Raw genomic sequence first — 12,737 nt, forward strand, 5'->3', positions numbered from 1 at the left:
GACGTACCTTAGAAATCACTTTTAACGTTATTCTCCTACTACTTTAAAACGATTGTGATGGCTAAATCCGATTTCAACAAAAGCAGAAGAAAATTTATTAAGAACACATTAAGTGTGTCTGCCGGCGCTCTTGTTTTTGGCGCTCCAACTATTGTACCGTCTACAGTATTTGGCAAAAACGCACCTAGTAATAAGATCAACATCGGACAGATCGGATGTGGTCGTATTGCTCGCACACATGATTTACCCGAAACATTTAAAAATGATGTGGCGCGCATCGTAGCTATAGCAGATGTAGATCGATATCGTAGAGAAAAAGGTAAAGAACTGATTGAAGGTTGGTATACAAAAAAAACAGGCAATAGCAAATATATCGATGTCAAACTTTACAATGATTATCACGATATGCTTGCCAATAAAGATATCGACGCAGTGATCATTAGTACTCCCGATCATTGGCATGCACAACCGGCCATGGAAGCTGCTCTGGCGGGCAAACATATTTATCTGCAAAAACCAACCTCTCTTACCATTGAAGAAGGCCGCACCATGAGCAATGTGATCCAAAAAACAGGAGTAGTCTTTCAATTGGGTAGCCAACAACGCTCCGTCTCTCCTTGGCCTCAGTTCAAAAGAGCTTGCGAGCTAGTCCGTAACGGACGCATAGGCAAACTAATAGAAGTTCACGTCGGACTCCCCTCGGATCCTCCCGGAGGAAATACCACCGAAATGCCTATTCCAGACGGCTTGGATTACGATATGTGGTTGGGCTCCACTCCTTACGTTTATTACACTCAAGACAGAGTGCACCATCCTACCGATATTGATTCAAGACCCGGCTGGCTAAGAGTGGAACAATTCGGAGCCGGAATGATAACAGGATGGGGCGTGCATCATATCGATATCGCCCACTGGGGCATGAATACGGAACTAACCGGACCTATTGAAGTTACCGGAAGAGCCGATTTCCCTAAAACTGGGCTGTGGAATGTTCATGGCGACTACGAAGTTGTAGCCAAATATGCTAATGGCGTTACCATGTACATTAATAGCAAAAATCCCAACGGTGTTAAATTTGTGGGAACCGATGGATGGATATTTGTTTCTCGCGGTAATGTAGGCGTAACAGCTACCGATCCTACTAGTGGTAATAGCAAGGAGAATAAAGCATTCAATGCAAGCAACCCCGAGATCCTTAAATCTGTTATCGGGCCCAGAGAAATTCATTTGTATGAAAGCCCTGAGCAACATAAAAACTGGTTGGATTGTATTCAATCCAAAAAACAAACCATAAGCCCGGCAGAAGTAGCACACCGTTCATGCAGTGCCTGTCTGATTGCACACGCTGCCATGAAACTCAACACTACTCTATATTGGGATCCTGTGAAAGAAGTTTTCAAAAACAATATAGAAGCGAACAAACTGCTTAGCAGACCGCAACGTTATCCTTATGGTACCAATTATGTTCAGCATAAAATCAAAAAATAATTATGATCAGAAAAATATTTACACCTTTAGTTCTGGCTTCGATTATAGCTTGTACAAATACCGATAAAAATAGCAGTGACCCTTCTAAGATGACACTAGTTACATTAGACCCGGGTCACTTCCATGCAGCCTTGGTACAGAAAAGCATGTACCCTAATGTAGACAGTAACGTATATGTATATGCTCCCGAGGGACCAGACCTCCAGCTACATATGGATAGGATTAATGCCTATAACACTAGAGCTGAAGACCCTACCCGTTGGGCAGAGCATGTATATACCGGCGCCGACTTCTTTCAGAAAATGATTGAAGAGAAGAAAGGCAATATTGTTGTAATGGCAGGTAACAACCAAAAGAAAACAGAGTACATCTACAATACTATTGACGCAGGAATGAATGTATTGGCCGATAAACCTATGGCCATTAACTCAGAAGGCTTTGAACTGTTAAAAAAAGCTTTTGAAAAAGCTGCAGAAAAAAATGTGCTCTTGTACGATATCATGACCGAGCGATTTGAAATCACTACCATTCTTCAGAGAGAATTTTCGCAGCTCAAAGATGTGTTCGGCGAACTGGAAAAAGGTACTCCCGAAAACCCTGCTGTCACTAAGGAAAGCGTTCACCATTTCTATAAATTCGTATCGGGCAATGTATTACAGCGCCCGGCTTGGTTTATGGATGTTACACAACAGGGAGAAGGTATTGTGGACGTAACTACACACTTGGTAGACCTCATCCAATGGGCATGTTTCCCCGAACAAGCATTGGACTACACCAAAGATGTAGAATTGATTACTGCTAAACGCTGGCCTACTACAATGACTTTAAGCCAGTTTCATGCTATAACTAAGCAAAACAGTTTTCCCGACTACCTACAAAAAGATTTGAGCAACGACACCACACTGAATGTGTTCTGCAATGGAGAAATTAACTACAAACTGCGTGGCGTTCATGCTAAAGTACTGGTAAAATGGGACTATAAAGCCCCCGAAGGAACTGGTGATACGCACTTCTCTATAATGCGCGGCACCAGAGCCAACTTGATCATCAAACAGGGAAAGGAAGAAAACTTCAAACCTGTATTGTACATAGAGCCTGTTAAAAAAGATGACGCTACTTTCGAGGAAGACCTGACAAAAGCCTTGGCCACCATTCAAGCTAAATACCCTGGTGTAGCACTAAAAAAATTGGCCAATAAGTGGCAAGTTGTAGTGCCTGCTGAGTATGATACAGGTCATGAAGCACACTTTGCTCAGGTTACTGAAAACTACCTAAAATACCTGAGCGAAGGCAAACTTCCTCATTGGGAAGTTCCTAACATGATCACTAAATATTATATCACCACTAAAGCTTTGGATCTGGCAAAAGAATCAGGTAAATAATGAAACAATATATATACACAGTATGCGCTGCGCTTACACTTGCGCTACTAAGCACAACCTTACAGGCGCAGCGTATTGCAACTTTACAGGTAAATACTTCAGGAAAAGAAAAACTAAATATTCCTGTCGAGGTAGATCTGGACGCTATCACTACTCTGGCCGACAGTAGTCTGCAGTTGTTCGAAATTATCAGCGGTAAAAAAGAGCCGGTAGCTTTTCAGATTGCCATTACGGGTAATAAACGTACATTACATTGGGTTGTCACTTCTTCTAAGAGGTCGCAAAGAACATTCGAGTTGGCACAGTCTCGACCATCCAATATAGTTTCAAAAACATTGAATGTTCTTGAAAAAGATGGAGCCTTAGTGATTGCTAGCAACAATAAGGAGCTTTTACAATATAATTACAAAACTGTTTATCCACCCAAGGGAGTAGATACTGCTTACAAAAGAAGCGGGTTCATACACCCGCTTAATACTCCATCGGGTCATGCACTCACACGCATTAATGCACCCGACCATTATCACCACTGGGGGATGTGGAACCCATGGACACATGTATTGTTTGAAAATGATACGCTCGATTTTTGGAATCTGAAAGACAGAAAAGGCACTGTACGCTTTGCCGGCTTTAATGCTATAGAAGAAGGAAGCGTTTTCGCAGGCTTAAATGTCCTTCATGAACATGTAGCATTTAAAAAAAATGGCACTCAGAAAGTCGCTATCAATGAAATTCAAAACATACGGATTTACAGACAACAACCCAACGATCCTTATTATATTCTGGATATAACCTCTCAGCTCAGTTGCGCTTCTTCGAGTCCTGTATTGCTACTGGAATACCGCTATGGGGGGTTAGGTATCAGAGCTACAGAACTTTGGAACAAAGACAATAGTACGACCCTCACTTCCGAAGGCAAAAACCGCAGAGAAGCCGACGGCAGTACAGCTAGATGGTGTATGGTTCAGGGTCAGTTGGAAAACGACTATGGAGGATTGGTAATGATGAGTTATCCCACCAACTATAATCATCCGGAACCATTGAGAGTATGGCCTGAAAACTCCAACAGACGCGGAGATGTATTTATCAACTTCTCCCCTACTAAAAATAAAGACTGGCTACTGGAGCCTGGCAAAACATATCTGCTTAAATACAGGCTGCTGGTGTTCGACAATCAATTATCCCAAGAACAAGCAGAGGAGGCTTGGCGAGCATTTGCGCAGCCGCCGGCAGTAAAAATTATCAAATAAGGCTATCGCAATTACAAAGCCACCATTAATACATTAACACTGCTATTGCCATAAGAAATCTTAGAATGAAAAAAAGTATCACTATAGTTATAACAATTGCGTTTTTATTAAGCGCTGCTAGCTCTTCATTTGCTCAAACTAAAGTAAACTGGAAGAATGTGCGGGTGCTCGTGTACACGAAAAACGGTAAGGGATATGTTCATGAAAACATTCCTTATGCAGTACAGGCAATTCTAAATTTCAGTAAGCAGTATGGATTTAAAGCGGATACATCTTCCAACCCCGCGGTAATGAATGAAAATAATTTAAAGAAATATCAATTGATCATTTTCCCAAGTACTAATAATGATGTATTCGATACCGATGCACAAAGACTAGCCTTTAGAAGATATATTGAAGCAGGTGGCGGTTTTGTAGGCATCCATTCCGTTACTGGTACCGAACGTAATTGGGAATGGTTTAAAATGATGCTGGGAGGTACTTTCTCTTGGCATGCCAAATTTCAGACATTCACCGTAAGAGTGATTGACACTAAGCATCCTTCCATGAAAGGCACTCCTACAGTATGGGAAAAAGCAGATGAATGTTATTTTGCCAAAGAACTTTACCCCGGCCCCAGAGTGCTGATGGTAAACGATTTTTCTACAATCGACACTACAGATGCTAAACAAAAAGACTTGTTGAAGAAAAACGCGGGGACCTTTGCCAAATACTTTCCAAGTGCGTGGACACATGATTTTGACGGCGGTATTACTTGGTGTACTACTCTAGGACATGATAAAAAAGATTATACAGACCCCACATATTTGAAACATATTTGGGGCGGCATTGAATACGTAGCTAGTACTGTAAAGCCGCTGAACTTTGCAAAGGCATATGCACAAAGACACGACGAACCTGTTCGATATTAACAGATAGAACCTTTATTGAGAAGAAGTAAGCTAGTATTTGAAGAAGATCTCCGTGGCACCATAGCCGTAACGGGGATCATACTGATTCACAAAATAGCTTACTTCTTTTTTTAGTTTTAACGCATCATGTATTTCATCGCGTAATTTACCCGTACCCACTCCGTGAATAATCACTAGATTAGGAAGCATATGCGCAACTGCTAAGTCATAATACTTTTCAAAAGTTTTCAATTGCAGCGCCAGAATTTCTAAATTACTCATACGCGAATGATCATCCGTAAGTTTTTCTATATGCAAATCCACAACACTCCGCGGAGGTTCTAAGTGATTGCGCGCATCCTTGGCATTATATATTTTAAACCCTCTATTGGCCAGTTTATCTAGAGGCAACCTTTCTTCTTCCGGCTCTTTATCAGGATATTCTTCAAACAATAAATAAGAAAAGGATGCTTCATTTTTTTGTCGAAGCTCTTCAATCCGGCTAAATAACTGCTTAGGGCGCAGTTTTACTGTTGCTTCATAATGATCTGCCTTTTGTTTGGAAGGTGTTGCCAATGTAAAATCAAACTCAAAAGCCGGGCTATCACTCATATCACCAAAGTCAACATCATGGATATAAAAGTTATCAAAAGGCTGAATAGTGCTTTTAAGATTAAATTCAGGTGTTCCGAAAAAAGTGAGATAATACTCAAAATTGTATGTAATACGGGTATTATTTACCAGATATACTTTCAACTTTTCGACATACTCATCGCCAAACTCATCAACATCCATTACTGGTAAAAAATTCAACCAAACCCCATCTTCCCTACGTTGCTCTTTTGACTTTTTCTCCTTTTTGATATCGTCAATATATTTTTTTCGAGGGGTAGTAGGCTGATTTTTCTTTTCTGTAAAACGTTTGTAGTAAGGAAAATCGATCTGGTCTAGATAAACAGGGAATCGTACACCCCTTACCTCAACCATAGCCATCTTATCATTAATAAAATCTACGATTTCACCCTCTTCGTTAGAGTGCAGTACCAATACCTTATCACCAACCTGAAATTTCATCCGGCAAATTTAATCAGCTTCTTTCAGATAAATAAAAAGTGATGATTAAGACCATAAACAAGGTTGAGAGTAAACACAGATTCGTCTACTAATCCGCCGATCTTGCCAACGTGCTATTTCGGTAGCCGTAAAGAAAATAGATAGCAAGCCCTGTCAGCATCCATACAAAAAACCAAAACCAACTTACAGCCGGAATTTCAATCAGCAGATACAAACAAGATAATACTCCCATTACAGGGATAAAGGAATATTTGTGAACGATGGTCTTCATGGCAATAATTAATGCCACTACCAGAAATATCAAAAATAGGATTTCTTGATACGCTTCGTGGCCAATATTCTGAAAAGCCTCCACAATTCTTTCTCTAAAGAAGTAAACAAACAGCACATACAACACCGGTATAATATAGCGTCCGTTAATGTAAGGAAGTTTAAACTTGCCTTCCTCCTTAGGAATTGGAGGCAGCAAAAGCACACCTCCGCACACCAATATAAACGCAAACAGGGTTCCGATGCTGGTAAGATCCGTTACTAGGTCGCTTTGCAAAAAAAGCGCACCTATCCCTACAATTACACCTGTTACGATAGTAGAGAAAGAAGGAGTTTTATATTTAGGATGTATTTTCTGAAACACTTTAGGTAATAGCCCGTCGCGGCTCATACTCATCCATATTCTGGGCTGTCCAAGCTGAAATACTAGGATAACAGAAGTAGTAGCCACCACGGCACTTACCGAAATAATTTTTTCGATCCAGGGTGCGCGTTTTTCAAAAACAAAAGCCAGCGGATCATCTACCCCCTGAAAGCGAGTGTAGTGCTCCATTCCTGTAAGCACCAGTGCAATTGCAATGTACAAAACAGTACAGATGAGCAGCGAATAAATCATACTGCGCGGTAGATCGCGTTGTGGACTCTTACACTCCTCTGCTGTAGTAGAAATAGCATCAAAGCCGATATAAGCATAAAACACCGCCGATACACCTTTTAATACACCAGTAAACCCTTCCGGCATAAAAGGCTTCCAATTATTAGTATCAACAAAGAACGCTCCGGCCACAATTACAAATATGATAACGGCAACCTTAAAGATTACCATAAAATTTGCAGACTGTTTACTTTCCTTAATACCAATGTAAGCTAGCCATGTTACTAGAGCTATAATAATAAAGGCTGGAAGGTTAAAAAAGATAGGAGTATTACCGATTCGTGGGGCTTCATTATAAGCATTTATGGCAAACCGATAACTGGCTAACTCCTCCGGTGAAAGTGTAGCACCACTTGCCAATGCTGCAGAAGCTTTATTATAAGCTGCCACTGCCGTTTGCGGATCTACCAGCATCCAGTCGGGCAAGTGAATATTAAAGACATGCTCTAGCAAATTATTGAAATAACCACTCCACGAAATTGCTACAACAATATTTCCAATAGCATATTCTAGAATCAAAGCCCACCCGATAATCCAAGCCACGATCTCCCCGAAACTCACATAAGAATATGTATAAGCACTACCAGACACCGGTACCCGACTTGCAAACTCGGCATAACATAAAGCAGAAAAACCACAGGTTATAGCAGTAATGATAAATAATACCGATACACCTGGACCTCCATGATAGGCAGCGCCGCCAATGGTTGAAAAAATTCCAGCACCCACCACAGCCGCAATCCCCAGAAAAGTCAAGTCTTTTACACCTAAAACTTTTTTTAATCCCTGCTTATCCTGACCGACGTGCGCTTCAGCCTCTTGCAGAATGTTTTCAATTTTCTTTTTCCGCAGTACAGACATTGGCCTAAATATTTTATAGTGATAAATACATGATTTAATAATCTCGTTTTACCAATAGTCCCGCCAGATCCTTTAGAGGCTGTTTTCTCTCAGGCGCTATAGGGATTTCATCAATATGAGTCAGCGCTTGGGTGAGATACACTTCTTTTTGCTCCTTTGCCCACTCGCCTATTTTACAATCATTGTATAACTGTAATACCCGTTGCACTTTATCCGCTTCGTTGGTTGCTAGTAAATGTTGTAGTTCGCTACGCTGTGTATCATTAACAATCTCTAGGGTTTTTATAAGCAAAAATGTTTTCTTATTAGCGAGAATATCTCCACCGGGTTGTTTACCAAATTTCTTCGGATCCCCAAATGCATCCAGATAATCATCTTGCATCTGAAATGCCAATCCTATCTTTAGCCCAAATTGATACAACAACTCTAGATTTTGCTCATCGGCACCTCCCAGTATACCCCCCATCTGTAAGCTTGCGGCTAGCAGCACGGAAGTTTTCAGGGTAATCATATGCAGGTATTCATCAAAGGACACATCATTACGCGTTTCAAAATCCATATCCAATTGTTGTCCTTCGCAAACCTCCCTGGCAGTTTTATTAAATATATGAAGAATACGTGAAATATAAACTGGGGATAATTGATTGATATAATCATACGCCTTTACCAGCATAACATCACCGGCTAATATGGCTGTACTCTCCCCATACTGATGATGTACAGTAGGCTTTCCTCGACGCAGCGGCGCCTTATCCATAATATCATCATGTATTAGTGTAAAATTATGGAACAGCTCGATGGCTGTAGCTACATTCCATGCATCGGCTTTTATCTCTCCGAACAATTCATTACCCATCAGGCATAAAACCGGCCTTAATCGCTTTCCTCCTAATGACAAGAAATAATTATTGGGTTCGTATAACGTAGCCGGTTGTGCCGGAAAATGCGAGCGGCTGAAATAATCGGCAAACTTCTTGGATAATTCGTCAAATGATTGCATTGACCAAAAATAGAGAAATCGATATTATTCTGCGAATGAATTCCTATTTAGAAGACAACAATGATACCGAATATTGATTTACAGCATCAATCCTCGCAATTCAACCTATAAAATATGCGGTATTTATTTTTCCCTTACCCACTCGTAATCCAGCTGTCTTTTCTCCAGATTGGCCGCAACCACCCGAATACGCACTTTGTCGCCCATAGTAAAACGAATTCCCGTACGCATACCAATGAGCGCATAATCATTTTCTGAATGTTTGAAACTGTCATAGGAAGCAAGACTGGTAATAGGTACCATACCCTCACACAAATGCTCCACGGTTTCGGCCCAGAATCCAACCTTGGATACCCCACTCACAATGGCATCAAACTCTTCGCCTATGAAGTTGCTCATGTACTGCACTTGCTTGTACTTATTGGCAGATCGTTCACACTCCATAGCAGCTCTTTCACGCTCACTACAATGGGTACATTTCTCCTCCATTTTTTTATCTACTTTTACGCGATCTTCCAGTACATCCTGCAAGATACGATGCGCCATAATATCGGGATAACGGCGAATAGGAGAAGTAAAATGACAATAGTGCTCAAATCCCAAACCATAATGCCCCACATTGCTAGGCGTGTATTTTGCTTTCGCCATGGTGCGAATTCCCAGTTGATGCAACACGGCTTCTTCAGGTCGGCCCTTTACATCCTTAATCAACTTATTAAATGACTCCGCAATAGCTTCGGCACTGGAAATATCGAATTTGTAACCAAACTTGTTGGCAAATGCAATAAAGGGAAGCAACTTTTCCTCATCCGGGGTATCATGAATACGATAAGGGAAAGGGATAGCTTTGTTATTAACCTTTATTTTGGATATATGTTTAGCCACATACCGGTTGGCTAATAGCATTAACTCCTCAATCAACTGATGCGCTTCCTTGCTTTCCTTGAGCAGGATACCCACAGGAAAGCCTTTCTCATCCAGTTTGAAACGCACTTCTGTAGAATTGAAATTGATGGCTCCTTCGTCGAAGCGGTATTGTCTTAAGGTTTGACACAGTTTATTTAGGGTTAAAATCACATCCGCATGATCACCCTTTCCGGTTTCAATAATTTCCTGTACTTCTTCGTAAGTAAACCTACGTCGGGAATGAATAACGGTTTTGCCTAACCAGTACTGTTTTACTTCTGCCTTATCATTAATTTGAAAGATTGCGGAAAAAGCCAGTTTATCTTCATTAGGTCTCAACGAGCATAACACGTTAGATATCTGCTCGGGGAGCATGGGATTTACACGGTCGGGCAGATATACTGATGTAGCCCGCTGGTAAGCTTCCTCATCGAGTACAGTACCTGGCGTAATATAATGACTTACATCCGCAATGTGTACACCAATTTCATGATTACCGTTTTTCAGTTTTCTGTAAGAAATGGCATCATCGAAATCTTTGGCATCGGCCGGATCAATCGTAAATGTCAGGATTTTTCGAACATCCTTTCTCTTACTAAGCTCTTCCTTAGAGATTGTTTCTGGCAGGCGGGAAGCCATTTCCAACGCTTCGTCGGAGAAGCTTAGCGGGAAGCCATGATCCAGGAGAATATTTCGCATGGCCGCATCGGCCGCATCTTCCTCTTTAAGTATGGAAACCACTGTTGCCGATGGGCTCTTTCCCTTACCTCCCCAGTCCAATACACGGGCTACGACGGTATCACCATTCTGTGCACCATTAATATTACCTTCAGCAATATAAAAATCAGGAACATTTTTCTCGCCGTCGCCTAAAACAAAAGCATACCCTCGATTCATCTGAAGTTTTCCGATAAACTCGGTGCGCTTGCGTTGTACGACTTCGGTAATTTTTCCTTTAAGCCGTGTAGCAAAACCACTAATCAGCTTTACCCGAACAATATCGCCGTCTATGGCATCTTTGAGGGCATTCGGCGCTATCATAACATCTTCTTCCAGTCCGTCCACAATTACAAACCCTCTCCTTGATTTCGTAACTTCTAGTCTACCCTTAAGTGTAGTTTCGGCTTCGCGCTTTGTGCGCCGGGCTTTTTTTTGTGCTTTGGTTTTCTTCTTTGGTTTATTACTGCTTTTACTCATTGTTTTTCTTTACTCAATTTTTAATCAGTGCATCAGACACATCTAGCATAGTTTAATAACGTTGCTAGCTCTGATGCACATTACATTTCTCAGATGAATGCTTTTATTTTCATTCTCAGCGGTGGCTTACCTACCGACATATCTTAGAACCCATTCGTCGAATATTCCTCCTTCATCAAACAAGAAACGATGCCGAATAGGTAATGCATAAACCGGAAAATCTCTCAACTCGCTAAAGTCTGCCAATCGCACGGCGTCTTTCTCAGTTGTTAAGATAATTTTATTTTCGGTATTTAATGCCTGATATGTTCCCAAAATATCCCCAATGTCATTAGTGGAAAAGTGATGATGATCGGCAAATTGGAGATGCTCCACCGTACATTCATATTGACCTAAATAGTCTATAATCGGTTGCGGATTGGCAATTCCCGTTATTAGCACTACCCCCTTCACATTGCTAAGAGAGATAGTTTGTTTATCAAAAATCTGATAAGCTATTCCGTAATCGAAAGTGGTAAAAAATACTTTCTGATAAGGTTGGGGTTGAATACTTTCAATAATACGTTGTTTTTCCGCTTCGGTAAGAGCAATATCGCATTTGGTCACCACTATAATGTTGGCCCGCTTGTAATTGGATTTCAAATCGCGCAGGGTTCCGGCAGGTAAATACCAGTCTTCTGTGAAAATGTTCTGATACTCGGTAAGTAAAATATTAAATTCAGCAGTTACTGCACGATGCTGAAAAGCATCATCTAGTATAATAACGTTTATCTCTGGAAATTGTTTAAAAATAATTTCAATCCCTTTTGCACGCTGCTCATGCACCACAATTTTCACTTGTGGAAATTTCTGATGAAACTGCATAGGCTCATCGCCTATATCTGACGTAGTACTTTGAGCATCAGCCACTACAAGGCCTTTGCTTTTTCTTTTATATCCTCTACTTACCACAGCTACTTGCGGGGAGAACGTCTCCTGCCCTGCATTTACCAATAAATGCAATAAATACTCCACCATGGGTGATTTTCCGGTTCCACCTACAGATAAATTACCTACGCAAATAGTTTTTACAGGAGGTTGATATGATGGAACGATCTTAAAATCATAGAGTTTATGATAAACCCATACTCCCGTCTTATACAACCAGGAAAAAGGAAGCAGTAAAATATTTTTCTTGCGTATTAAATTATCAAAATTCATACATCCTTTCGGGTGTGATACAATAATTTAAAGGTACGTCAAATTCGTTGCGATCCTCTACTTTATCTATAGGATCAAAATAACTCAGCCCTACTTTTATAACATCCGGACGAGCATGAGCCAAATAACGATCATAAAAACCTTTACCGTAACCAACACGATACCCATCCTTGTCAAAACATAGAAGAGGAACAATGACCATATCAATACTCTCCGGAGGTATGGCTACTGCTGTAGCCGGGTCAGGCTCAAGAATACCGCGCCGGCTCTTTATAAAGGAGGTACTTTGAGATACCACCACGGCCTGCATGGTACCGTTGGAAAAATCACTGATAGGATACGCTATCTGCAACATCGGATTGCGAAACAACATATAATCCACCAGAGGGTCTGTATTTACTTCTACATCCATCGCTGCATAAGTAAGCACAGTACGAATGTCTAGTAGAGGTAGCTTTTGAAAATGAATCAGAATCAGATCATCCCATTTCAACCGTTGCTGATAGGGTATTTCTTTCCGCTTCTTACTAAACAATTTTCGGGCCTCTGATTTTAGCATATGAA

The 12,737-nt window shown here is 40.9% G+C and carries 10 protein-coding genes; 4 read left to right on the plus strand and 6 right to left on the minus strand.

Annotated elements, in window-relative coordinates; all coding sequences use genetic code 11:
- Positions 1 to 57: 57 nt before the first annotated feature.
- The 4 genes from PIECOFPK_RS12130 (at position 58) to PIECOFPK_RS12145 (ending at position 5,031) form a co-directional block, all read left to right on the plus strand.
- On the plus strand, positions 58 to 1,488 hold the full coding sequence (locus tag PIECOFPK_RS12130; protein WP_330974017.1) for a Gfo/Idh/MocA family protein: 1,431 nt from the start codon (positions 58 to 60) through the stop codon (positions 1,486 to 1,488).
- Between the two features lie 2 nt (positions 1,489 to 1,490).
- On the plus strand, positions 1,491 to 2,870 hold the full coding sequence (locus PIECOFPK_RS12135) for a putative oxidoreductase C-terminal domain-containing protein (RefSeq protein WP_330974016.1): 1,380 nt from the start codon (positions 1,491 to 1,493) through the stop codon (positions 2,868 to 2,870).
- Positions 2,870 to 4,120, plus strand: a complete 1,251-nt coding sequence (locus tag PIECOFPK_RS12140; protein ID WP_409966009.1) for a PmoA family protein — start codon at positions 2,870 to 2,872, stop codon at positions 4,118 to 4,120. Before PIECOFPK_RS12135 ends, PIECOFPK_RS12140 begins: the two co-directional genes overlap by 1 nt.
- A 65-nt stretch (positions 4,121 to 4,185) precedes the next feature.
- Positions 4,186 to 5,031, plus strand: coding sequence for a ThuA domain-containing protein (locus PIECOFPK_RS12145; protein WP_409966010.1), 846 nt, complete (start codon positions 4,186 to 4,188; stop codon positions 5,029 to 5,031).
- Between the two features lie 30 nt (positions 5,032 to 5,061).
- Here PIECOFPK_RS12145 and PIECOFPK_RS12150 read toward each other — a convergent pair whose 3' ends face one another.
- The 6 genes from PIECOFPK_RS12150 to PIECOFPK_RS12175 all read right to left on the minus strand — a co-directional run bounded on the left by PIECOFPK_RS12150 (position 5,062) and on the right by PIECOFPK_RS12175 (position 12,732).
- Positions 5,062 to 6,084: a Smr/MutS family protein gene (locus PIECOFPK_RS12150; protein ID WP_330974013.1), complete on the minus strand. Its 1,023-nt coding sequence runs from the start codon at positions 6,082 to 6,084 to the stop codon at positions 5,062 to 5,064.
- Positions 6,085 to 6,172: 88 nt separating this feature from the next.
- The gene (locus tag PIECOFPK_RS12155) at positions 6,173 to 7,870 is read right to left on the minus strand and encodes an amino acid permease (RefSeq protein ID WP_409966011.1); all 1,698 of its coding nucleotides are present in this window, start codon (positions 7,868 to 7,870) and stop codon (positions 6,173 to 6,175) included.
- 34 nt (positions 7,871 to 7,904) lie between these two features.
- Positions 7,905 to 8,870 (minus strand): polyprenyl synthetase family protein, encoded by a 966-nt coding sequence (locus PIECOFPK_RS12160; RefSeq protein WP_409966012.1) that lies wholly within the window; start codon positions 8,868 to 8,870, stop codon positions 7,905 to 7,907.
- 123 nt (positions 8,871 to 8,993) lie between these two features.
- Positions 8,994 to 10,973: a ribonuclease R gene (gene rnr / locus PIECOFPK_RS12165; protein WP_409966013.1), complete on the minus strand. Its 1,980-nt coding sequence runs from the start codon at positions 10,971 to 10,973 to the stop codon at positions 8,994 to 8,996.
- 126 nt (positions 10,974 to 11,099) lie between these two features.
- Positions 11,100 to 12,173, minus strand: coding sequence for a tetraacyldisaccharide 4'-kinase (gene lpxK, locus PIECOFPK_RS12170; protein ID WP_330974009.1), 1,074 nt, complete (start codon positions 12,171 to 12,173; stop codon positions 11,100 to 11,102).
- A complete protein-coding gene (locus tag PIECOFPK_RS12175; protein ID WP_330974008.1) occupies positions 12,163 to 12,732 on the minus strand; it encodes a 5-formyltetrahydrofolate cyclo-ligase in 570 nt (189 codons plus the stop codon). Before PIECOFPK_RS12175 ends, lpxK begins: the two co-directional genes overlap by 11 nt.
- Positions 12,733 to 12,737 lie beyond the last annotated feature (5 nt).

Source organism: Chitinophagaceae bacterium C216, assembly GCA_028485475.2.
GTDB lineage: Bacteria > Bacteroidota > Bacteroidia > Chitinophagales > Chitinophagaceae > Niabella > Niabella composti.